14 protein-coding genes are annotated in these 24,267 nt (G+C 74.3%); 8 read left to right on the forward strand and 6 right to left on the reverse strand.

The window, feature by feature from the left end; translation table 11 throughout:
- The first annotated feature begins 1 nt into the window (after position 1).
- The 5 genes from FKD65_RS39450 to FKD65_RS39470 all read left to right on the forward strand — a co-directional run bounded on the left by FKD65_RS39450 (position 2) and on the right by FKD65_RS39470 (position 12,496).
- On the forward strand, positions 2-3,187 hold the full coding sequence (locus FKD65_RS39450; protein WP_141584557.1) for a family 78 glycoside hydrolase catalytic domain: 3,186 nt from the start codon (positions 2-4) through the stop codon (positions 3,185-3,187).
- On the forward strand, positions 3,184-6,138 hold the full coding sequence (locus FKD65_RS39455; protein ID WP_141584559.1) for a glycosyl hydrolase: 2,955 nt from the start codon (positions 3,184-3,186) through the stop codon (positions 6,136-6,138). The genes FKD65_RS39450 and FKD65_RS39455 overlap by 4 nt, the downstream gene beginning before the upstream one ends.
- A gap of 92 nt (positions 6,139-6,230) precedes the next feature.
- The gene (locus FKD65_RS39460) at positions 6,231-8,300 is read left to right on the forward strand and encodes a family 78 glycoside hydrolase catalytic domain (RefSeq protein WP_141584561.1); all 2,070 of its coding nucleotides are present in this window, start codon (positions 6,231-6,233) and stop codon (positions 8,298-8,300) included.
- Positions 8,301-8,365: 65 nt separating this feature from the next.
- Positions 8,366-11,560 (forward strand): family 78 glycoside hydrolase catalytic domain, encoded by a 3,195-nt coding sequence (locus tag FKD65_RS39465; protein ID WP_141584563.1) that lies wholly within the window; start codon positions 8,366-8,368, stop codon positions 11,558-11,560.
- Between the two features lie 144 nt (positions 11,561-11,704).
- Entirely contained in the window at positions 11,705-12,496 is a 792-nt protein-coding gene (locus tag FKD65_RS39470; protein ID WP_141587370.1) for an aldo/keto reductase, read from the forward strand.
- Between the two features lie 115 nt (positions 12,497-12,611).
- Here the strand turns inward: FKD65_RS39470 and FKD65_RS39475 are convergent, their stop codons facing one another.
- The gene (locus FKD65_RS39475) at positions 12,612-13,175 is read right to left on the reverse strand and encodes a hypothetical protein (RefSeq protein WP_141584566.1); all 564 of its coding nucleotides are present in this window, start codon (positions 13,173-13,175) and stop codon (positions 12,612-12,614) included.
- Between the two features lie 579 nt (positions 13,176-13,754).
- On the opposite strand from FKD65_RS39475, the gene FKD65_RS39480 reads away from it, so the two are divergent.
- Both FKD65_RS39480 and FKD65_RS39485 read left to right on the forward strand, forming a co-directional pair.
- Positions 13,755-13,973 carry a hypothetical protein gene (locus FKD65_RS39480; protein ID WP_141584568.1) on the forward strand — a complete coding sequence of 73 codons (219 nt, stop codon included), beginning with the start codon at positions 13,755-13,757 and terminating at the stop codon, positions 13,971-13,973.
- A gap of 42 nt (positions 13,974-14,015) precedes the next feature.
- Positions 14,016-14,921, forward strand: a complete 906-nt coding sequence (locus FKD65_RS39485; RefSeq protein WP_141584570.1) for a ribokinase — start codon at positions 14,016-14,018, stop codon at positions 14,919-14,921.
- Position 14,922: 1 nt separating this feature from the next.
- Here FKD65_RS39485 and FKD65_RS39490 read toward each other — a convergent pair whose 3' ends face one another.
- Positions 14,923-15,351, reverse strand: coding sequence for a PH domain-containing protein (locus FKD65_RS39490; protein ID WP_141584573.1), 429 nt, complete (start codon positions 15,349-15,351; stop codon positions 14,923-14,925).
- 64 nt (positions 15,352-15,415) lie between these two features.
- Here FKD65_RS39490 and FKD65_RS39495 point away from each other — a divergent pair, with 64 nt between their 5' ends.
- Positions 15,416-16,345, forward strand: a complete 930-nt coding sequence (locus FKD65_RS39495) for a Ppx/GppA phosphatase family protein (protein ID WP_141584575.1) — start codon at positions 15,416-15,418, stop codon at positions 16,343-16,345.
- Positions 16,346-16,354: 9 nt separating this feature from the next.
- On the opposite strand, the gene FKD65_RS39500 is transcribed toward FKD65_RS39495, so the two are convergent.
- From FKD65_RS39500 to FKD65_RS39515, 4 genes are all read right to left on the reverse strand, one after another.
- Positions 16,355-18,439 (reverse strand): protein kinase, encoded by a 2,085-nt coding sequence (locus tag FKD65_RS39500; protein ID WP_141584578.1) that lies wholly within the window; start codon positions 18,437-18,439, stop codon positions 16,355-16,357.
- Between the two features lie 129 nt (positions 18,440-18,568).
- Positions 18,569-21,838, reverse strand: a complete 3,270-nt coding sequence (locus tag FKD65_RS39505; RefSeq protein WP_141584580.1) for an error-prone DNA polymerase — start codon at positions 21,836-21,838, stop codon at positions 18,569-18,571.
- Between the two features lie 60 nt (positions 21,839-21,898).
- Complete coding sequence (locus FKD65_RS39510) at positions 21,899-23,413, reverse strand: DNA polymerase Y family protein (RefSeq protein WP_141584582.1); 1,515 nt, start codon at positions 23,411-23,413, stop codon at positions 21,899-21,901.
- Positions 23,410-24,195, reverse strand: coding sequence for a hypothetical protein (locus FKD65_RS39515; RefSeq protein WP_240809833.1), 786 nt, complete (start codon positions 24,193-24,195; stop codon positions 23,410-23,412). Before FKD65_RS39515 ends, FKD65_RS39510 begins: the two co-directional genes overlap by 4 nt.
- Positions 24,196-24,267: the final 72 nt, after the last annotated feature.

Genomic DNA, 24,267 nt, shown 5'->3' on the forward strand with positions numbered 1-24,267 from the left:
CATGACCGAACCACCAAGAAGCGGGATGAGCAGGCGGCACTTCCTCGGGGCGTCGGCGGCCGGCGCGGCGGGCGCGGTCGTCCTCGGCTCCGCCGGGGGCACCGCGTCGGCGGCCCCGGCGGCCCGGACGCCGTCCGGGCTGCTGACCTCCCTGCTGCCGGACGGGCTCGGCGTCACGGCGGCCCGGCCGAGGCTGAGCTGGCAGGTCGCCGACCTCGGCCCCGGGACGAGGCAGACGCACTACCAGGTGCAGTTCGCCGCCACCCCGGCCCGTCTGGAGCGCGGCCCGCACGTGTGGGACAGCGGGAAGGCGGCCTCGGCGGCGTCCGTCGCCGTGCCGTACGGGGGCCCGGCCCTGTCGCCGCGGACGCCGTACTGGTGGCGGGTCCGGACGTTCGACGGGCCCAGGGCGTCCCGCTGGTCCGAACCCGCCCTGCTGGCCACGGGCGTCGACCGGTGGACCGCCCAGCCGATCTGGACGGCGGCCGCGCAGGCGCCCGGCGACGGCGTCCTGGAGGCCCGGCTCCAGATCACCGCGGTCGCGGCGAGCCTCTGGTTCCGGGCGTCCGGCACGAGCGCCAACTACCTGTGGCAGCTGCGCGCCGGGACCCCGGGCGTCCTGAAGAAGCACGTCTGCGTGAACGGCACCTACCAGGTGCTGGAGGAGAAGCGGCTGGCGATCCCCGTCGAGACGGGGCGCTGGTACGACGTGGCGGTCGAGATGGCGGGCTCCACCTTCCGGACGTCGATCGACGGCGCCGAGGTCGACACCACCACCGACGCCACGTACCGGACGGGCACGGTCGGGATGCGCAACGGCTCCAGCGAGGCCAACGCGTGGGACCGCGTCGCCTTCACCGGCGCGGACGGCAAGGCGATCATCGACGAGGACTTCACCGGCGGGCGCGGCACCTTCGGCGCCGGCACGGTCGCCGGCGGCGTCCTGACCCTCGCCAAGGGGCAGTCGACGCTGTCCTCGGCCGGGTCGCCCGACGACGACTGGGCGCTGCTGCGCACCGAGTTCACCCCCGAGCGCAAGCCGATCGCGGCGGCGGTGCTCCATGTGGCCGCCCAGTCTCCGGCGCCCAGCCGCCAGTACCCGGCGAAGATCTGGGTGAACGGCGAGGTGGCGGGCTTCGCCTCCGTGCGGGGCGGGGAGGGGGCGCCGAAGTACCACTCCTTCGACGTAACCGGGGCGCTGGAGCCGGGCCGCCGCAACGCGCTCGCCGCCCTGGCGTTCACCACCCAGGACAAGCGCTTCCTCGCCGAACTCGTCGTCACCTACACCGACGGGACGTCCACCACAGTCAGGAGCGGCCCGGCGTGGAAGGCGCGACGCCAGGCCGGGATGCTGCGCGACGGCGGGACGATCGGCACCAGCTTCTACGTGGGACCCCAGGAGTACTGGGACATGCGGCAGGAGCCCGCCGGCTGGACGAGGCCCGGCTTCGACGACTCCGGCTGGGCCCCGGCGGTGGCGAAGGCCGCCATAGGCGGGCTGGAGCCCGCGCTCGTCGAGCCGGTCGGGCTGCACGACGCCGAACCCGCGTCCGTGCGGAAGGTGGCGCCCGGCACGTGGCTCGTCGACCTCGGACGGGAGATCGCGGGCGGTCTGAGCCTGGCCGTCCGGGGCGGCAAGGCCGGGCAGACCGTCGAGGTCCGGCTCGGCGAGGAGCTGAACGGCGACGGGACCGTGCGGTACGCGCTGCGCGCGGGTGTCACGTACCGGGAGATCTGGACTCTCCGCGACGGCGACCAGACCATCGAGCACTGGGGCTACCGGGGGTTCCGCTACGCGCAGCTCATCTGCGACGACGGCCTCGACCTCTCGCAGGCCGCCACCGGGCGCGCCTGGCGGGCCGCCTGGCGCGACTCCGACGCCTCGTTCTCCAGCTCCAGCCCCGAACTCGACCGCGTGTACGAGCTGTGCCGGTACTCGATCGAGGCGACGCGCGGCGACCTCTACACCGACACGCCCACCCGCGAACGCGGCCCCTACGAGGGCGACGCGCTCGTCAACCAGGCGTCGGAGTACGCGGTGCAGCGCTCGTTCGCGCTGGCCCGGGCGTCCGACGCCTACCTGGCCCGCAACCCCACCTGGCCGACCGAGTACAGGCTGATGAGCGTCATGTCGGCCTGGCAGGACTACCTGCACACCGGTGACCCGGAGCAGCTCGCCGCGGACTACGACATCCTCGCGGCCAAGCACCTGACGGCGCACCTCGGCGACGACGGGCTCGTCCACAAGAAGCCCGACAAACCCACCCAGGACCTGGTCGACTGGCCGACGTCCAACCGGGACGGCTACGTGTTCACCGACGTCAACACGGTCGTGAACGCCTGCCAGTACGCGGCGTTCACCGCCATGGCGGACATCGCGGACGCCCTCGGCAGGACGGCCGACGCGAAGGTCTGGCGGGGGCGCGCCGACACGCTGGCCAAGGCCATGCGGGAGAAGCTGCTCGACGCCTCCAACGGGCGGTTCCTCGACGGAGAGGGCACCGCCCACAGCGCGCAGCACGCCACCGTGTACCCGGTCGCGCTCGGCGTGGCGGGCCCCGGCACGGTCCCCGACGCCGTCGTCCGCGCGCTCGGCGAGACCCTCGCGGGCGGCGGCATGAAGGTCAGCGTCTACGGCGCGCAGTTCCTGCTGGACGCCCTGTTCGCCACCGGCCGGGCCAAGGCGGCGATCGACCTGATGACGGCCAAGGGCATGAGCTCCTGGCTCCACATGATGGACGACCTCGGCGCCACCATCGTGGCCGAGGCCTGGGACCCGTCCCTCAAGCCCAACATGACGTTCTCGCACGCCTGGGGTTCGGCGCCCGCGAACGTCATCCCGCGCCACGTCCTCGGAGTGCGGATCACCGCGCCGGGAGCCGCCGGGATCGAGGTCAGGCCGCGTCCCGGCGATCTGACCCGGGTCTCGGGCCGGGTCCCGACGATCCGCGGCCCCGTCTCGGTCGCGCTCGACCGCGGCGAGCGGTACCGCCTGGACGTGGACGTTCCCCCCGGCGTTTCCGCGCGCGTGGTCGTCGAGCTCGGCGACGACGACCCGCGGGCGTTCCACGTGACCGGACCCCATGCCCGCGCCCCCCGCTCCACCGGCCAGGACGCCACCGGCCGGCTCCTCGCCATCGGCCCGGTCGGCTCCGGCCGCACCACAGTGATCAGGAGAGGACAGTGAACGATGAGAACACGGGGCGGGGCGTCACCCGCAGGCGCGCACTCCAGCTCGGCGCCACCGCCGCGGTCGCGGCGGGCGCCGCCCCGGTCCTCGGGAGCGGGGCGGTCGCCCAGGCGGCGCCCGGCCTTCCCGCGGGGCCGAGCGCGGGCGGGTTCGCCCGCCCCGGCGCCGCGGTGCGGCCGCGGTTCCGCTGGTGGTGGCCGGACGGACTGGTCGACCCCGCGGAGATCCGGCGCGAGGTCGACCAGATCGCGGACGCGGGGTTCGGCGGCGCGGAGATCGTCGCCGTGCACCACAGCATCCGCGACAAGTCCGTCCTGGACCCGGTGGGGCACGGCTGGGGCACCCCCGCCTGGAACGCCGGCGTGGAGGCCGCGCTCGACCAGGCCGCCCGCCGCGGCGTGACCGTCGACCTGACGATCGGCCCGGCCTGGCCCGCCGCCGTCCCGACGATCACGCCGGACGACGAGGCGGCCGTCCAGGAACTCGCGTACGGGACGGTGGCCGTCGCGGGCGGCGCCACCCACGACGGCCCGGTCCCCGAGCCGGTCTCCGAGCCCGAGGGCGGGGTCACCAAGCGGCACCTCGTCGCGGTGCACGCCGTCCGGCTCGCCCCCGCGAACAACACCCGCAAGGAGACCGGCCTCGACCTCGCGTCGTTCACCGACCTGACCTCCAAGGCCGCGGGGGAGCGCATCACCTGGACGGCCCCCGAGGGCGGCGACTGGCTGCTGTTCTCCTACTGGCGGCGCGGCAGCGGGCAGCGGCCGGAGTCCGGCCCGCACTCGGCCCCCGACAGCTGCGTCGTCGACCACTTCAGCCGCGCCGGGACCCGCGCCGTCACCGCGTTCTGGGAGGCGCGCCTGCTCACCCGCGACGTCCGCAAGCTGATCAGGCGGGCGGGCGCGACGCTGTTCGAGGACTCGATCGAGCTGGAGACGGCGGCGCTCAACTGGACGCCCGACCTGCCCTCGGAGTTCAAGCGGCGCCGCGGCTACGACCTCATGCCCTACCTGCCGGTGATCGTCCGCCTCAAGGAGAACACCAAGTTCGCCTACGACGCGGCGACCACCACCCACGTCCGGCACGACTTCTGGCTGACGGTCTCCGACCTGTTCAACGAGTACCACTTCGCGGCGCTCGCCAAGTGGGCGCACTCGATCGGGCTGGAGTACCGCGCGCAGCCGTACGGGCTGGAGACCGACGCCATCCAGACCGCCGCGATCCTGGACGTCCCGGAGGGCGAGTCGCTCGGGTTCAAGAACCTGGACGACTACCGCGCTCTCGCCGGAGGCCGCGACATGGGAGGCCGGAAGGTCCTCTCCTGCGAGGCGGGCGCCTACCAGGGCGGCGCCTACAACACCACCTGGGGCAAGTTCCTCCGCACCATGGGCGGCGCCTACGCGGCCGGGCTCAACCAGACCGTCCTGCATGGCTTCTCCTACGCCACCGCGCCGGGGGCGGCGTGGCCGGGGTTCGCGGCGTTCACCCCCTACAACGGCGGCATCGGGTTCTCCGAGTCGTGGGGGCCGCGCCAGCCGACGTGGCGGCACGTCCCCGACGTGGCCGGCTACCTGTCGCGCGTCCACCTGGCCATGCAGACCGGCAAGAGCCGCATCGACGTGGCCGTGTTCCGCCAGAAGGGCTACACCAAGACCGGTATCGGCGCCGGGTGGTTCACCAAGAGCGGCATCCCGCTGGGCTGGACGCACCAGCTCATCAGCGCGCCGCTGCTCGACCTCCCGTCCGCGACCGTGTCCGGCGGGCGGCTCGCCCCCGGCGGCCCCGCCTACAAGGTCCTGTTCGTCGAGGGCGACCGCTTCGGCGGCAACGAGTGCACGCTGCCGCTCGACACGGCCCGGACCATGCTGAAGCTGACGAAGGCGGGCCTGCCGCTGCTGTTCCTCGGCGACTGGTCGGCCGCGACCGTGCCGGGTCTGGCGCGCGGCGGCGAGAACGAGCAGCTGCGCGCGGTCCTCAAGCAGGTCTTCGCGCAGCCGCGCGTCCGCGTCGTGGCCGCGGAGGACGGCGTGCCCGGGGCGCTCGCCGACCTCGGCCTGCGCCCGACGGTCGCCTACGCGGAGGCGTCGACGCTGCTCACCGCCCACCGGCAGGACGGCCGCGCCGACTACTACTACCTGTGCAACGGCAAGCACGCCGAGAGCGTCAAGCCGCCGGTCGCCGCGATCGACCACGAGGTCACCTTCACCCGGTCCGACCGCAAGGCCGTCCCGTACCGGCTCGACCTGTGGACGGGCGAGACCGAGCCGGTCGCCGTCCACCGCGAGGACGGCGACGCGGTCACGCTCCGGGTGGCGCTCCAGCCGTCCGAGGCCACCGTGATCATCCTGGCGCGCGGCGGGGCGGCCCCGTCCGCCACCGCGTCGCAGGCCGAGCTGCGCGTCGACCGGCAGCGCCTCATCGCCCGCGCGACGGCGGCCGGCACCTACTCCACCACGCTGCCCGGCGGACGCACCGTGCAGACGGTGATCGGCGCCGTGCCCGAGGCGCGGACCCTCACCTCCTGGCGCCTCCGCGTGGAGGACATGACACCGGACGGAGTGAAGCGGCACGACCTGGAGCTCGACGGGCTCAAGGCCTGGCCGGACATCCCCGAGCTCGCGGACGTCTCCGGCATCGGCACCTACACCACCACCGTGGACTGGACGGGCGGCGGCGCTGTGCTGGAACTCGGCGAGGTCTTCGACACCTGCCGCGTCACCGTCAACGGCCACCGGCTCCCGGTCAGCGTGATCGTGCCGGTCGTGGACGTCGGCCCCTGGCTGCGGCGCGGCGCGAACACGATCGAGGTCGAGGTCGCCACGACGCTGAACAACCGGCTCCGCGTCTCCGACCCGGGCGTCTACGGCACCGCGTCCCGCCAGCGGTACGGGCTGATCGGGCCCGTCCGGCTCGTCCCCTACGGCGAGGCGGTGGTCCCCGCCCGCTGAACCCCGGACGTGCGGGAGGGCGTTGCCCCGCCCTCCCGCACGGTGGACCCCTCATCCCACGCCCTCTTCAAGACCGGAATAGCGAGGAATCCATGCACACCAGCGTATCCAGGCGCCGGCGCGGCGTCGCCGCGGTCGCTCTCGGACTGTCCGCCCTGGCCGCCGTCCAGGCGGCCCCGCTCGGCACCGCCTCCGCCGAGCCGGGCCCCGCGCCGGGCCGGCAGCCGGCTCCGTGGGAGCGGTACAACTACTCTCCCTCGTCCCGCACGCTCCACCCGGTGTCCGTCTTCAGGACCAGCGGCACGGTGGCGGACCAGGACGCTGTTCTGAAGGGACGGCGGACCACGCTGACCGGCGCAGGCTCGTCCGTCACGCTCGACTTCGGCAAGGAGGTCAGCGGGCTCACCACGCTGCGCTTCGCCGGGTCGGACGGCCCGCAGAAGGTCGGCGTCGCGTTCTCCGAGTCGTCCACCTACGTGGACACGACGAGCGACGCCTCGACCGGAGGCCCCCGCAGCCGCGACGGGGCCCTGTCCGCCGACGTGGACGGCGCCACGTCCTACACCACCCCCGCCGAGCGGCTCCGCGGCGGTTTCCGCTACCTGACGGTCTTCCTTCAGTCGGGCGGCCGGGTCGACCTGGACAAGGTGTCGGTGCACTACACGCCCGCGCCGACGATGAAGGACCCGTCGAAGTACGCCAACTACTTCTACTCGAGCGACGACCTGCTCAACCGCATCTGGTACGCGGGCGCCTACACCGTCCAGCTCAACACGATCTCCCCGAAGACCGGCCGGATCTGGGAGCCCCCGGCGGCGCTGTGGGACAACACCGGAGACATCGGCGTCGGCGACACCATCCTCGTCGACGGCGCCAAGCGCGACCGGACGGTCTGGCCCGGCGACCTCGGCATCGAGATCCCGAGCGCCTACGCGGCCTTCAACGACACCGAGTCCGCCCGGAACGCGCTCACCACCGTCTACCAGGCCCAGCGCGACACCGGCGAGCTGCCCTACGCCGGTCCCGAGCTGAACAAGTGGGGCTCGGACACCTACCACCTGTGGACCCTCGCCGCGAGCTGGGACTACTACCTCTACACGGGCGACGCGAGCTGGCTGTCCGGCGTCTGGGACCGGTACCAGAAGGGCGTCGACTTCATCGCCCGGAAGATGAACGACAAGGGCCTGGTGTCCATCACCGGGACGTCCGACTCCGTCCGGATCCTCGCCAAGGGCGAGAACCTCATCGCGAACGTGCTGATGTGGCGCGTCCTCGACAGGGGCTCGCAGCTCGCCAAGACCCAGGGCGACGACTCCCTGGCCGCGTCCTACGCCGAGCGGGCCACGGCGCTCCGTACCGCCATCAACGCGAACTTCTGGGACGAGGCGGCCGGAGCGTACAAGTTCTACCCGAACTCGCCGATCCACCCGCAGGCCGACAACTCCCTCGCCGTCTGGTACGGCCTCGCCGACCAGCGGCAGGCGCGCCGCATCAGCGAGTCCCTCAAGGGCAACTGGAACGAGATCACCTCGACCGCGCCCGAGAACAAGGGCAACCCCGGCGTCTTCTCCGGCTCGATGGAGGTCAACGCCCACTTCGCCGCCGGCGGCAAGGCCGCCGACCAGGCCGGGGTGGACATCATCCGCCGCCAGTGGGGCTACATGCTCGACCACCCGGAGGGGACCCGGAGCACCTTCTGGGAGTCGTTCCGCAACCCGCAGGACGGGTGCGTCTTCTGCAGCTCCTACGTGAGCCTCGCGCACGCCTGGGCGACGGGCCCGACGCCGGCCCTCACGTTCTCGGTCCTCGGCCTCAACCCCACCGGGACGGGCGGGCGGACGTTCGACTTCGTCCCGCACACGGCCGACCTGAAGTTCGCGCAGGGCCGGATCACCACCACGGTCGGTGCGGTCGACGCCTCCTGGAAGGTCTCCAACGGGACCTTTACCGCGCAGTTGAAGGCTCCGGGCCGCGCGGTCGGACGCGCCGGTGTGCCGACGTTCGGCGCCCGGGTCAAGGTCCGGGTCGACGGACACCTGGTCTGGGACGGCACCCGGGCGAGGGCCGCGTCCGACCTGAAACTGGGCGTCCACAGCGACGGCGAGTACGTGTACGTCGAGGGCCTCCGCGGCTCGCACAGCCTCCGCAGCGACCGCGCATGACCGCCTCCGCCCGTCGGCGTGCGATCACGACCCCTTCCGCTCCGCCCACCCCTGAGGAGTCGAGAATGAACGAGTTGTCGCGGAGAAGGTTCGTCCAGGCCGGCGGTGTCGCGGCCGCGGCGGTCACGGCGAGCGGCGCGGTCGCGGGGCCCGCCCTCGCGGCGCCCGCGGCCGCCCCGCACTGGGCGCTCCACCCGACCGACCTGCGGGTCGACCACCTGACGTCCCCCCTCGGCATCGACGACACGGCGCCGACCCTCGGCTGGCGCTTCGCCGCCGGGCCCCGCGACGCGGTCCAGTCCGCCTACCAGGTGCGGGTGGCGAGCACGGACGCCCGCCTGGCCCGCCCTGACCTGTGGGACTCCGGCAAGGTCGCCGGGGACGCCGTCTCGGCCGTGTACGCGGGACGCGCGTTGAAGTCCCGGCAGCGGGCGTCGTGGCAGGTCCGCGTGTGGGACGGGCAAGGCCGCGCGTCCGCGTGGAGCGAGCCGTCGCACTTCGAGATGGGCCTGCTCGCCCCCTCCGACTGGACCGCCGGGTGGATCGGGAACGGCGTCTGGTCGGCCGACCCGGAGCCCGCGCCCGCGACGGTCGCGTTCGCCGCCCGGACCGCCCGGTACGTCCGGCTGAACGTGACCCGGCTCGGGCTGCCGATCAAGGAGGGCTGGCCCTACAAGGTGTCGCGGCTCCAGCTCGCCGAGGTCCAGGTGCTGGACGGGGCGTCCGGTCCCGACCTGGCGGCCAAGGCGCCGGTCACCGCGTCGGAGAGCTACACCGTGGGCGGCCAGTGGGAGCCGAAGGCCGTCACGGACGGCAACCTCACCAGTGACACCGCGCCCTTCGGCTACACCAGCCTGGAGCGCAAGGACCAGGACCTCGCCGCGCCCATCTGGATCCAGATCGACCTCGGCAGGGAGCAGAGGTTCGACCGGGTCCTGCTCTACCCGCGCACCGACGAGACGACCGACGACGGCAGGACCCCCAACTTCCCGGAGGACTTCACCGTCCAGACCTCCGGCGACGGCACGTCCTTCGACACGGCCGCGACCGTCAAGGGCCAGGAGGCGCCGCCGCCGCTGCGCCGCCGGCCCGAGGCCCTGCCCGTCTTCAGGCGCGAGTTCACGATCGCCAGGCGCGTCCGCACGGCCCGGCTCTACGCCACCGCCCTCGGCGTCCTGGACGTCACCGTGAACGGGCGGCCCGTCAGCGACGCCGTCCTCGAACCGCCCTACAGCAAGTACAAGGAGCGGATCGTCTACAGCACCTACGACGTGACCAAGCTGCTCCGCCGCGGCGGCAACGCCGTCGACGTGGAGCTCGGCACCGGCATGGCGCACGTGCCGCCGACGCCCGGCCGCTACGAGAAGCTGACCCGCTCGGACGGCAAGCCCGTCTTCCTCGGCCAGCTGGAGATCACCTACACCGACGGCTCGCGCGAGGTCGTCGCGTCCGACGCCTCCTGGCGCACGGCCCTCGGCGCGACCACGTTCACCAACTGGTACGGCGGCGAGGACCACGACGCGCGCCGCACCCGGCGGGACTGGGCGCCCGCGGTGCGCGTCGCCGCACCCACCTCCCGGCTCGCCGCCCGCATGTCGCCGCCGATCGTCCCCGTCGAGACGCTGCGCGCCAAGAAGATCACGAGTCCGAAGGACGGCGTCCACGTGGTGGACCTCGGCGTCAACTTCGCGGGCTGGCCGCTGCTGCGCGTCAGCGGCCCGGCCGGGACGAAGGTGACGATGCGCCCCGGCGAGCTCCTCAACGCCGACGGGACCGTCAGCCAGCACACCACCGGTTCGCCCATCTGGGACACCTACACCCTCTCCGGCGGCGGCACCGAGACGTGGCACCCCCGGTTCTGCTACCACGGCTTCCGCTACCTGCAGATCGAGGGGCTGCCGGGGGAGCCGGACGACGGCGCCGTCACCGGGATCGTCCTGCGCGCGGGCAACGCCAGGGCGGGCTCGTTCACCAGCTCGCACGGCCTCCTCAACGACATCCACAAGATCATTGACCGGGCCGTGCAGAGCAACATGTACTCCGTCCTCACCGACTGCCCGCACCGCGAGAAGCTCGGCTGGCTGGAGCAGGCCAACCTCGTCTTCCCCGCCGTCGCCCGCAACTACGACGTCACCGCCTACTACGGCGAACTCGTCCGCGACATAGCCGAGGCCCAGACCGAGGACGGGCTCGTCCCCGACATCGCACCCGAGTTCACGGTGTTCGGCGGCGGCTTCAGGGACGACCCCAACTGGGGCAACGTCATCGTCTTCGCGCCCTGGCAGATGTACCGCGCGTACGGCGACGAGGCGACGCTGCGCACCTACTACCCGAACATGGTCCGCTACGTGGACTACCTGTCCGCGAAGGCGGAGGGACACCTGCTCGACTACGGCCTCGGCGACTGGATCACCTTCGACGACAGCACCCCGAAGGGGGTCACCGCGACCTTCGGGTACCACCGCGCCGCCACCGCCCTCGCGCGGATCGCCGAGGTCATCGGCAAGAACGCCGACGCCGCGCGGTACAAGGAACTCGCGGCCGAGATCGGCTCGGCGTTCAACGGGAAGTACGCCACCGGCGACACCTACGGGTCCGGCAGCCAGGCCTGCGACGCCCTCGCCCTCGACATGGGCGTCGTCCCGGCCGGCAGGCGGGACGCCGTCCTCGCCCACCTGGTGAAGAGCATCGAGGCGAAGGGATACCACCTGACGGTCGGCGAGATCGCGCTGCCGTCGGTGTTCCACGTGCTGTCCGCCGCCGGGCGCGACGACGTGATCCACGCGTTCGCGACGCAGACCGGCAACCCCAGCTACGGCTACCAGGTCGTGCACGGCGCGACCTCGCTGACCGAGAACTGGGACGGGCCCACCTCGGGCAACTCGCAGAACCACTTCATGCTCGGCGCGATCGACGAGTGGTTCCACGCCGGCCTCGCGGGGCTCGGCCAGACCGACGACTCGATCGGGTACGCGACCCTCCTCGTGCGGCCGGCGGTCGTCGGGGACGTCACCCGCGCCTCCGCGGCCTACGAGACGCCGCGCGGGCACGCCGCGTCCTCGTGGCGCCGCACCGGCAAGAAGCTCCGCCTGGACGTCACCGTCCCGCCGAACGCGCGGGCCCGCGTGGAGTACCCGCTGCTCGGCGGATCCGGGAGGCCGAAGGCGCCGGGAGAGGCCCGGTGGATCGGCGTCCGGGACGGCCGTGCCGTCTTCGAGGTCGGCTCGGGCGACTGGACGTTCGAGGGGAGCGGGTCATGACGACCGGGGTACGGCCCGGTTAGAGGTGCGGCGGCCCGCCATGTTTGACGGCATGTCGCTGGGCAGGAGAGGGCACGGCACACAGTCGAGGGAGGAGGGACACCCGTGACCGTTCCGAAGGTGGATCTCATCGACGGGACCGCGATGCCGCAGCTCGGCTTCGGGGTCTTCCAGGTGGGGAACGACGAGGCCGAGAGCGCCGTGAAGGTCGCCCTGCGCAACGGCTACCGCAGCATCGACACCGCGAGCGTCTACGGCAACGAGGACGGCGTCGGGCGCGCCCTGCGCGAGTCGGAGCTGCCGCGCGAGGAGCTGTTCGTCACCAGCAAGGTGTGGAACAGCGACCAGGGCTACGACGACACGATGCGCGCCTACGAGGCGAGCCTGTCCCGTCTCGGCCTGGAGTACCTGGACCTCTACCTGATCCACTGGCCGATGCCGGGCCGCGGGCTGTACCTGGAGACCTGGCGCGCGCTGGAGCGGCTGAAGCACGACGGCCGGGTCCGGTCGATCGGCGTCTCCAACTTCACCGTGGAGACGCTGCGGCGGATCGTCGACGAGGCCGACGTCGTCCCCGCGGTCAACCAGATCGAGCTGCACCCGTACTTCCAGCAGGACGGGATGCGCGCCTTCCACCGCGACCACGGCATCCGCACCGAGGCGTGGGCGCCGCTCGGCCAGGGCCACGGGCTCCTGGACGACCCGGCGCTCGACCGCATCGCCCGGGTCCATGGCCGCACCCCCGCCCAGGTCGCGCTCCGCTGGCACCTGGAGATCGGGAACGTGGTCATCCCGAAGTCGGTGACGCCCTCCCGGATCGCCGAGAACATCGACGTCTTCGGCTTCGAACTGGCACCGGAGGACATGAAGACGATCGGCGAGATGGACAAGGGCGTCCGCGTCGGACCCGACCCGGCGACCTTCGAGAGCGACTAGCTCGGGCCGGACCGGGTCAGCTCCCCGACCCCGACGAGCCCGGCGAAAACGCGGTTGTGGCCCTACCCGTTGTCAACGGGTAGGGCCACGGGTGAGAAGTCGCCCTGAGATGGTTCTATCGGGCGACTTCGACGGTCACGTTGGTTGCCTCAAGGACCTCGCCGAGGTGATCCATGGCCCTGAGGTTGTTGGCCTTGGCCGCTTTGATCACGTCGTCGAGTTCGCGCTTGACGTCCCGGAGGTCCCTCCAGCCATCGACTTCGACAGCGGTGGGAAGGAGATGGTGGATCCTGAGTCTGGCGTCCGGTCCGAAGACTTCACGGCTCCGGTCGTACACCTGGTCCAGGATCTGCCCCAGGCGGCCTTCGAGCCGGGGGAAGGTCAGGGTTCCGACCAGCGGAAGAACCGGGGCCGGCCCCGGACCGTTGATCAGGACCTCCACGAGGGGGGCCTGGAAATGCGGATCATACCGCCGCCCGTCGCGTTGGCTGAAGATCAGATGGGGGATCTTGATGCCCACCTCGGTGTCCGGGCCGAGCACCGCCCGCACGGATGCGGTGACGTTCTCGGCGAGTCCCGGGAACTCCGGATTCTTCATGTTTCCCATGGAGAGCAGCCGCCCGACGTTGTCGGCCGGGTTGTCCACGGCGATGCCCTGACCGGCGAGAAGGATGCCCATGGCACCTCTCCAGCCGAACCTGTGCCCGATTTCGAACCCGCGTCGGCGGGCGGTTTCGGACTCCGCCCGAAGCTCCGCCGAAGCCTCGAGGTCAGCTCGCGCGGCGGCCGCGCGGGTGGCCCGCTCGGCAGCCTCAACTCGAACTCGCTCGTGAGGCGCCCGAGCGGCCACTGCCCGAGCTGCGGCCGCCTGAGCGTTCAACTTCCTGGCCCGCGTGACGTGCAGCGGTGTGGGACGAGCGTGCGTGGATGCCGGGGCTTCACTGTGCATGAACTGAGCGCTCATCGTGACTCCCAATTTTCGTGGTCTTGTTTAGGTTCACTTCGACCGTCCGCTTGGGGGCCGTGGCGGCAAGGGGCGATGGGCGCGTGAGTGCTCGGCAGGCGAGCGCTGCGTGAAACGCGGTGTCGCCGAAGCCCACGCGCGTTCAGTCGCCCCCTCAGACCCTCGCGGACGCCGAGCGCTTGCCGCCGTCGGGCGATGGCCCCAGGCGGCGACACGAACGCCGTGTCCTGGCCGGTGACGGCCTGGGGATCTCCATTGATGTCACTTTAGGTAACGACGCATAGCGTTTCGTGCATGGGGGAGGAGCGGGGGACCTGGACGGGGCCCGGCGGGCTGCGGGTGACGGCGGTGCGGCTCACCGGCGCGCACCGGGTGTGGGCGGACTTCGCGGGCGTGCGGGGGGCGACCGCGCTGCTGGTGACGCGGGACGGCGTGCCGGTCGGCCGCGGCTACTACCCGTCGGTCGCGGAGCTGGCCGAGGTCGTCGACCTGGCTGAGCTGCGCTCGGGGTGAGCGGGTTGCGCGGACGGCCTCCCCGCCTGTAGTCGGTTACAGGTGGAAGAGCGCAGGTGTGAGGTCGTCGTGGTCGGCTCGCTCAACGCCGACCTCGTGGTGGACGTCGAGCGGCGGCCCGCGCCGGGGGAGACGGTGCTCGGGTCCGATCTGGCCACCCATCCCGGCGGCAAGGGCGCGAACCAGGCGGTCGCGGCGGCGCGGCTCGGCGGCCGGGCCGCGATCGTCGGCCGGGTCGGGGACGACGGGCACGGCGCGCTGCTGCGCGGCGCCCTGGCCGCCGACGGCGTCGACCTCGCGCACCTGGCGACCACGCCGGGGGTCCCGACCGGCGTCGCGCTGATCACGGTAGGGCCGGACGGCGACAACAGCATCATCGTCTCGCCCGGCGCCAACGCCCGGCTCGCCCCCGCCGACGTCGAGGCCGCCCGGGTGCTGATCGAGAGCGCGCCGGTGGTGTCGTTCCAGATGGAGGTGCCGCTGGCCGCGGTGGAGGCCGCCGCCGGCGTCGCCGCCGGAGCGGGCCGCCGGGTCGTGCTCAACCTCTCACCGTCCGCGCCCGTCCCGGACGACCTGCTCGCCCTCTGCGACCCCCTGGTCGTCAACGAGCACGAGGCCGCCTTCCTGCTCGGCGGGGACGGCGAGCCCGAGCGGATGGCGGCGGCGCTCGCCCGCTCCGGGCCCCGCTCGGTCGCCGTCACGGTCGGCGCGGACGGCGCCGTCGTCGCGGACGGCCGGGGGACGGCCGCCGTCCCGTCCCCGCGGTCGGAGGCGGTCGACACCACCGGCGCCGGGGACGCCTTCACCGCCGCGCTCTGCCTGCGGCTCGCGCGCGGCGACTCCCTGCTCGACGCGGCCCGCCTCGCCACCCGCGCGGGCGCCGCCGCCGTCCGCCGCCGCGGCGCGCAGAGCTCGTTCCCGAGGCCGGAGGAGCTGCCCGCCCGCTAGCTCAGCGGCCGGTGCGGGCGCGCAGCCGGTACAGCTCGTCGGCGGCGTCGTGGACGTCCGAGCCCAGGTCGAACGCGCTGAGCAGGTACAGGTCGTCGGCGGTCTCGATCTCCAGGATCCGCGTGTGCAGCAGGAGCCGGCGCCGCTCGTCCACCCGGATGGCGGCCACCTCGTCCCAGCGGAGGCGGCGGCGCCGCGCGTAACCCGTCACGAGGGTGAGGCCGTCGCCGTCGGCGGCGAGCCGGACCGGGGCGACCAGGTCGCGCAGCGCGAGCACGTTCAGCCCGGCCGCCGCCGCGCCCGCGAGGAACAGGAACTGGGGATCGTGGGAGTACAGGACGAGCAGCGCCGTGACGGCCGCCGCGGCGGCGCACTTGACCACCACGTGACCTGGCGGTACGCGCCACCGCCGCTCCTGACCCGCCTCCATGCCCGAGACCATAGCCGCAGGCGGGGCCTGCCCGCGCATCGGGCGGTCCGATAGCGTCGGGGCCATGCGACTCGGTGTGCTGGACGTGGGCTCGAACACGGTGCATCTCCTCGTGGTGGACGCCCACCAGGGCGCGCGGCCCCTCCCCGCGTACTCCCACAAAGCGGACCTGCGGCTCGCCGACCACCTCGAGGACGGCGACCGGCTCTCCGAGGAGGGCGAGGCGCTGCTGCGCGACTTCGTCGACGAGGCGCTCCAGGTCGCCGAGGACAAGGGCGTCGAGGACCTGGTCGCGTTCGCCACCTCCGCCGTCCGCGAGGCCTCCAACGGCGAGGACGTGCTGGCGCGGATCCGCGGCGACAAGCGGATCGACATCCGGGCGCTGCCCGGTGAGGAGGAGGCGCGGCTGACGTTCCTCGCCGTCCGGCGCTGGTTCGGCTGGTCGTCGGGGCGGCTGCTGGTCGTGGACATCGGCGGCGGCTCGCTGGAGGTCGCCTCCGGCATCGACGAGGAGCCGGACGCGGCGTTCTCCCTGCCGCTCGGCGCCGGCCGCCTCACCCGCGACTGGTTCACCGCCGACCCGCCGCCCGCCGAGGAGGTCCGCAACCTGCGCCGGCACGTCCGCGCGGAGATCGCCCGCCGGGTCGGGGACGTCACCCGGTACGGGGCGGCCGACCACGCGGTGGCCACGTCCAAGACGTTCAAGCAGCTCGCCCGGATCGGCGGCGCCGCCCCCACGGCCGACGGCCCCTACCAGCGGCGCGTCCTGGCCGGAGAGGCGCTCACCGACTGGACCGACAAGCTCGCCGCGATGCCCTCCGCCGAGCGCGCCGAACTGCCCGGGGTGTCCGAGCGGCGCGCCGCGCAGCTGCTCGCGGGCGCGATCGTCGCCGACGCCGCGATGGACCTGTTCGAGCTGCGGGAGCTGGAGGTCTGCCCGTGGGCGCTGCGCGAGGGCGTCATCCTCCGCCGCCTGGACATGATCACTGGCTGAGCGCCGCCCTCACGACCAGTTCGGGTGGCCGATCACCCCGTCCTTCGGGGTGAGCACGCGGTCGGCGGTGCCGTCCGCGCGGACGGCGTGGATGACCGGGGCGGCCACCTCGCCGCGCACGAAGGCGAGCCACCGCCCGTCGGGCGACCAGGCCGGGTCCATGTCGCGCGCGTCCCCGGAGGTCACCGCGTGCGCGCCGGACCCGTCGGCGTTCAGCACCCAGATGTCGCTGCTCTCGGCCGGGCCCCGCACGTAGGCGACCTTGGAGCCGTCGGGCGACCACTCCGGGTCGACGGCGCGCTCGCCGTCGCGGGTCAGCTTCGTCCAGGGGCCGTCCGGCCGGTCGGCGTCCATCGTGTAGAGCTGCTCCCCGTCGCCGTCGCGCCTGCTCCAGAACACGAGCTTGCCCTTGGACGACCACATCGGGTCGTCCTTGAACGAGTCGTCGGTGGTGAGCTGGGTGGCGGCGCCGCCGTCCAGGGGGAGCGAGAAGATCTGCCGGACGCCGTCCTTCTCGTCCATGTAGGCCAGGCGGGTGCCGTCGGGCGACCATGTCACGCGGGTGCCGCGCAGGACGCCGGTCACCTTCCGGGCACCGGACCCGTCGGCGTTCATCACCCACGCCTCGGCGCTCTTGGCGCCCATCCTGGTGAAGGCGACGCGCCTGCCGTCCGGGGACCGCTCGGGGAGGATGTCGCAGCTCGGCCCGCGGACCAGCGTCCTCGCCGACGGATCGCCGGGCTTGTAGACGCCGATGTCGGCCTTGCAGGAGGCCGGCCATCCCGGCGCGGTGTCGATCCGGACGAACATGGGCGCGGTCGGGAACGTCGCCGCCGCCGCTCCCGCGTTCTTCGCGCCGCCGGAGGGCCGGCCGGCGAGGTAGACGGCGCCGGCCGCGATCCCGGCGACCAGCAGCGCCGCCGCGGTGGACGCGGCGAGGACCGTGCGCCGGGACGGGCGCCGTCCCGCGACCGGGGGCGCCGGGAACTCCCGCGCGGTGGGCGGGTCGGTGCGGCGCTCGTGGACGGGCTCGGTGCGCTGCTCCGAGTCCTGCCGCCGGACGGGGACCGGGACGTCCTGGTACGTGGCGCCCGGGTCTCCTGCGGGCGGTGCCGCATGGCCGCCCATGGGCGGTGCTCCCTGGCCGCTTGCGGGCGGTGCTCCATGGCCGCCTGCCGGCGGTGCTCCATAGGCTCCGACGGGTGAGACCATCGGCCCGGCGGCGGGCGGGGAGGTCCACGTCTCGCCGAGCTCGGTCGTCACGGCGGCCTCGCCGGACCCGCCGACCAGGGCCAGCAGCAGCTCGCGGGCGCTCGGCCGCTGCGCGGGGTCCTTGCGCAGCGCCGCCTGGACCAGCCCGGCCAGCGACGGCGGCAGGTCGCCGACCTCGGGGTCGGCGTGCACCGCGCGGGCCGCCATGATCTGGAAGGAACCCTGCCCGAACGGGTTGCGCCCGCTGGCGGCGAACGCCACCAGGCAGCCCCAGGCGAACACGTCGACGGCCGGGGTGACCTCCTGCGTGGTGATCTGCTCGGGCGCGATCCAGCCGGGGGTGCCGACCACCTGCCCGGTCCGGGTGTGGGAGGAGGCCATGTCCAGCGCGCGGGCGATGCCGAAGTCGATCACCCGCGGCCCGGAGATCGACAGCAGCACGTTGCTCGGCTTGAGGTCGCGGTGCACGAGCCCGGCGCTGTGGATGGCGACCAGCGCGGCGGCGACCCCGACCGCGACGCCGTGCAGCATCCCCGGCGAGAGCGCGCCCTTGGCGCTGACGTGCTGGAGCAGCGACGGCCCGTCGATGTACTCGGTGACCATGTAGGCGAGGCCGAGGTCCTCGCCGTGCTCCAGGACCTGCGCCGTGCAGAACGACGCGACGCGCTGGGCGTTGGCCGCCTCGTCGTGGAAGCGCGCGAGGAACGTCCTGTCGCCCGCCAGCTCGGCCCGCACCACCTTGACCGCCACGGCCCGGCCATCCGAGTCGCGGCCGAGGTAGACGGCGCCCATCCCGCCCTCGCCGATCTTGGCCTCGATCCGGTACCGGCCGATCCGGCTGGGGTCGTCCGGGCGCAGCTCACCCAGGGAGGTCGCGTCCATGGAGATTCACCTTCCGCCCCCACGGAGCCACGTCTTGGCGACCGCCCCCAAGGCGGCACGCGGCCCCAACGCCTCCATACGATGTCAGAGGACGCGGTGAGGTTCTAGCTCGGGCGCCCCTATCTCGGTTCAGTGGAAGTTGCGGGCCCGGACCCGGCCGGGCACCGGGAGCCTCCGCAACCGGGTGGCGCGCACGTTCGCGACCCCGTCGGCGCGCTCCAGACGGCCGCTGACCAGCAGCGCCTGCGAGTCGACCGCCAGACCGCGGTACCTCTCGAACACCTGCGGCGGGCACACCACGTTGATGATGCCCGTCTCGTCCTCGAGGGTCATGAACACGATGCCGCCGGCAGTCGGGGGGCGCTGCCGGTGGGTGACGAGGCCGGCGACGACGACGTTGGTCTCGCCGGGCGTCCCGGCGAGGCGCTCCGACGACAGGGCGCCGAGCTCGTCCAGCGCGTCCCGGACGTGCGCGACCGGATGGGTGTGGGAGACGCCGGTGGCCCACAGGTCGGCGAGGGTCTCCTCGATCGGCGTCATCGCCGGCAGGGCGGGGGCCGAGGCGCCCGGCGTGACGCCCTCCAGCCGTCCCGGCCCGGAGCCCGCCAGCGCGCCCGCGGCCCAGAGCGCCTCGCGCCGCGACAGGCCGAACCGGTCGAACGCGCCCGCGGTCGCGAGCGCCTCCAGCGCCCCGGCCGACAGCGGCACGCGCCGGGCGAGGTCCTCCATGCTCGTGTAGGGGCGTCCCGCCGCGATGGCCTCGGCGGTGTCGTCCCCCAGGTTGCGGATGCCCGACAGCCCCAGCCGTATCGCCGGCTGCGGTGCGGCGGGCGCGTGGGGATGGCCGGAGTCGACCTCGACGGGCTCCTCCAGGGTCGGGTGGACGCCGCTGTCGTTGATGTCCACGGGCCGGACCTCGACACCGTGCCGACGGGCGTCGGCCAGGAGGCTCTGCGGGCTGTAGAACCCCATCGGCTGGTTGCGCACCAGGGCGGCGGTGAACGCGGCGGGGTGGTGGCGCTTCAGCCAGGCGCTCGCGTACACCAGATGGGCGAAGCTCTGCGCGTGCGACTCGGGGAACCCGAACCCGGTGAAGCCGAGGATCTTCTCGTACACGCTCTCCGCGACCGGGGCCGGGATGCCGCGCTCGGCCATCCCGTCGAGCAGCCGCCGCTTCAGCCGCTCGACGCGCTCGGGCGCGCGCTTGGCGCCCATCGCCTGCCGGAGCCGGTCGGCCTCGGCCGGGGTGAAGCCCGCGCAGTCGACGGCGAGCTGCATCATTTGCTCCTGGAACAGCGGGACGCCGAGCGTCCGGGACAGGGCCGGCTCCATCAGCGGATGGGGGCACTCGGCGGGTTCGAGGCCCTTGCGGCGCCGCAGGTAGGGGTGCACGGACCCGCCCTGGATCGGCCCCGGCCTGATCAGGGCCACCTCCACGACCAGGTCGTAGAACTCGCGGGGCCTGAGCCGGGGCAGCGTCGCCATCTGCGCCCGGGACTCCACCTGGAACACCCCGACGGTGTCGGCGTCGCACAGCATGTCGTACACCTCCGGGTCCTCCGGAGGGATCGACTGGAGGTCGTAGCGGCGGCCGTGGTGCTCGGCGACCAGGTCGAAGCAGTCGTGCAGCGCCGCGAGCATCCCGAGGCCGAGCAGGTCGAACTTCACCAGGCCCGCCGCCGCGCAGTCGTCCTTGTCCCACTGCAGGACACTGCGGCCCGGCATCGCCGCCCACTCGATCGGGCAGACCTCCCCGACGGGCCGGTCGGCGATGACCATGCCGCCCGAGTGGATGCCGAGGTGGCGCGGGAGCTTCAGCATCCGCCCCGCGAGGTCCGTCACCGGCGCCGGGATGCCGGCCTCCGACCCGACCGGGTCGCGGGGGTCGATGCTCTTGGACCACGCGTCCTGCTGGCCGGGGGAGAAGCCGAGCGCACGGGCCGCGTCCCGGACGGCCATGCGCGGGCGGTAGCTGATGACGTTCGCGACCTGCGCCGTGCACTCGCGCCCGTACTTGCCGTACACGTACTGGATGGCCTCCTCGCGGCGCCGGTGCTCGATGTCCAGGTCGATGTCGGGCGGGCCGTCCCGTCCGGGCGACAGGAACCGCTCGAACAGCAGGCCGTGCCGGACGGCGTCGACCCCGGTGATGCCGAGCGCGTAGCAGACCGCCGAGTTGGCAGCCGACCCCCGCCCCTGGCACAGGATCCCCCTGCTCCGGCAGAACTCCACGATGTCGTGAACGATCAGGAAGTAGCCGGGGAAGCGGAGCTGCTCGATGACGTCCAGCTCCCGGGCGATCTGCTCGTAGGCGCCGGAGACCCGCTCGCGCTCGGGCGGCCCGTACCGCCGCAGCGCGCCCTCCCTCACCAGGCGCCGCAGCCAGCTCGCCTCGTCGTGCCCGGCGGGGACGGGCCAGTCGGGCAGCCGGGGCGCGACCACCTCGAAGTCGAACCGGCATTCCTCGGCCAGCGCGACCGTCCGCTCCCGGACGCCGGGGAACCGCGCCAGCCGCCGCTCCATCTCCGCGCCGCCGCGGATGTGCGCGGTGCCGCCCGCCGGGAGCCAGCCGACCATGTCGTCCAGGGAGCGCCGGGCGCGGACGGCCGCCATCGCCTGCGCCAGCCGCGCGTCGGCGCCGGGCGCGGCGAAGTGCACATTGTTGGACGCGACCGCGTCCACCCCGGTCCGGCGCGCCAGCGCGAACAGCGCGTCGTTGCGCGGGTCGTCGCCCGGCTGGTCGTGGTCGATCAGCTCGACGAACACGTTCTCGCGGCCGAACATGGCGACCATCTCGCGCAGCTCCCGCTCCGCCGCGTCCGGCCCGCCCGCCTCCAGCGCCGCCGGGACCGGGCCCTTCCGGCAGCCGGTGAGGACGGCCCAGCGGCCGTCGTGCGCACCGGCCAGCGCGTCCAGGTCGTAGACGGGACGGCCCTTCCGGCCGCCCGCGAGCTGCGCGGACGTGATGGCCGAGCAGAGCCGCGCGTAGCCGGCGGCGCCCCGGGCGAGGACGAGCAGGTGCCGGCCGGCCGGGTCGGGCTCCCCGGTGCGGGGCCCCGGGAGGCCGAGGCCCAGCTCCGCGCCGAACACCGTGCCGATCCCCGCCTCGCCCGCGGCCTGCGCGAACTGCACCGCCCCGTACATGCCGTCGTGGTCGGTGACCGCCATCGCCCGCACGCCGAGCCGCGCCGCCTCGGCGACGAGCGCGCCGGGGTCGCTCGCCCCGTCCAGGAAGCTGAACGAGGAGTGGACGTGCAGCTCCGCCCACGGCACCTCCGCCTCGGCGCGGCGCGGGACGCGGGGAGGCTCCGGCGGCGGCTCGGGCGCCCGCTCGCCGGGCCGCCACGACAGCCGCCCCTCGAACTCCCGCCAGGAGATCGGAGGGTTGTGCCAGCCCATCAGCCGGTCCGCCCTTCGGTCATAGATGGCTCGGCCATGGACGGCCGGGTCGTGGACGGCTCAGTCATAGACGGCCTCGACGTGCCAGCGCCCGCCCTCGACGGCGAGCAGGTAGGCGGCGCCGTCGTCGGTGGCGACCTGGAACCGGGCGCGGCGGCGCGCCGCGGCCGGGTCCCACCAGCGCTCGTCCGCGGGCCACGGGCCCGTCCAGCCGGTCACGGCGGCGGGGCGGCCGCGCACGCGCAGCGTCGCGGGCGGCGCGGACACCTCGCACCGCGCCGACACCACGACCGCCGCCCCGGTCGCGTCGGCCAGCTCGGCGGGGGCCGGCGGCACCGGGACGACCGCGGGCGCGGGCCCGGACACGCTCCCCGGCCACGGCCCCTCCGGGGCTCCGGCGGGCGCCAGGTCGCCGACCGGGACGCGGACCACCCGCTCGCCCGGCCCGCGCCCGCCCACCAGCACCGGCCGCGCGATCCCGTGGTGGCCGAGGAGCGCCTGGATCCGGTCGGCGGCCCGCGCGATCCGGTCGGTGACGGTGGTGCGCCCCCACAGCCCCTCCTGCCGCCCGAGGTCGGGGACGAGCTGGTCGGGCGCGAGCTCGACCCACGTCACGCCGCCCCAGACGGTGTCGCCGTCCCCGGCCGGCCGGTGGGCCGACAGCTGCCACCGGACGCGCTCGGCCACGGCCAGCGCCGACAGCCCGTCGTGCCGCCACAGCCGCCGCAGGACGTGCCCGTCGGCGAACCCGACCGCGGCCTCCAGTCGGACGCACGCCAGCCCGGCCGCCGCGAGGCCCTCATGCAGGTCGCCCGCGAGCCGCTTCGCCGCGAACACGACCCGCTCCGCCTGCTCGGCGGGCGGATCGAAGCCGCCGCGCACCGACAGGTCGGCGGCCGCGCGGACCGGGGCGAGCGGGCGCGGCTCCTCGCCGCGCGCCAGCCGGTGCGCGAGCGCGCCGTCGGCCCCGAACCGGCTCGCGACGTGCCCGGACGGCAGCGCCGCGAAGTCGCCGAGGGTCTTGATCCCGAGCCGCCGCAGCAGGTCGGCCAGCTCCGGCCGGTCGAGCACCGAGAGCGGGTACGGGGCGAGGAACGCGGCCGCGCCGCCCTCGGGCACGACGGCGCCGCCCTGGCCCGCGCGCGCCGCCAGCTCGGCCGCGAACAGCCCGTCCGCGACGCCCGTCCCGCAGTCGTGCCCGGCCTCGACGACGGTGTCCTGCACGAGGACGCGAAGCGCCTCCTCGCCCCCGTAGAACCGGGCGGGGCCGCGCGCCGGGATCGCGCACAGCCCCGGCCGCACCACCTCCACGCGCGGCGTCAGCTCCGCGACCGCCTCCGCGACCGCCTCGAACCGGCGCCCCTCCGCGTCGGTGTCGCGCTCGCGCACCACCAGGCCGGGGCAGCGCCGCTGGGCGTCCCGCAGCCGCTGCCCGCGCCGCACGCCCTCGGCCCGCGCCGCCGCCGAGCAGGCCGCCACCCGCCCGTGCACGACCGCGGCCCCCGGCGTGGCCGCGTCGATCCCGACCGCCGTGACCGGCCAGTCGGGGCACCACGCCGCGAGGACCCTGGTCACGCGATCCCCTCCCCGGCCCGCACCCGCACGAGCGGCGGGACGCCGGAGGGCCGCGGATGCGCGGGCGCGCCCGCGGCCACCGAGCCGGGGACCAGCTCCAGCGGCGGCCGCGCCGTCTCGACCGGCCGGACGGTGCCGTCGGGCGCGGGCAGCCAGAGCTCCGCGCGGCGCCCGGCGCCGGGGGCGTCGCGGCCTTCGGCGACGACCTGGACGCGGCGGCCGGCGAGCCACCCGTGCCCTTCGGCGAGCCCCTCCCAGGCGGGGTCCTCGACGCGGAGGCGGAGCCGGGTGCCGGTCCATTCGCGGGCGAACGCACCGGTCAGCGCGAGGACGCAGCCGTGCTTGCGGGCCAGCGCCGACAGGCGGCGGACGGCGGCGGCGCCGGGCCGCTCCGGCGGGCACAGCAGGACCAGGTCGACGGCCTCGGCCAGCGCGGCGACCACGTCCGGCCAGCGGTCACCGGGATCGTCGACGAGCAGGAGCCGTTCGGGCTCGGCGCCCATGCCCGCCGCGGCCGCCACGCCGAAGCCGGGGAGGCCGACGACGCCGCACCAGCCGCCGGCGCCCTCCTCGCCGCCGTGCCGGGACACGCCCGCGACGAGGGCGAGGGCGAGGGAGGCGGCGCCGGGGCCGTCCAGCCCGACGGCCGAGCCGGGGCGCAGCCCGCCGCCGGGGACCACGGTCCGCAGCGCGGGGAGCACCGGCACGGTCGCGTGCGGCGCCGTCCCCGCGCCGGCGCCCTCCAGCGCCGTCGCGAGATCCCGCAGGGCCACCTCCGGCACGCTCGTTCCTCCTCTCGAACCCTCCCGGATCAATTTCGAACACGAGTTCGACCTATGTCAAGTTGTCGCAGG

The organism is Actinomadura sp. WMMA1423, assembly GCF_006547145.1.
Classification (GTDB): domain Bacteria; phylum Actinomycetota; class Actinomycetes; order Streptosporangiales; family Streptosporangiaceae; genus Spirillospora.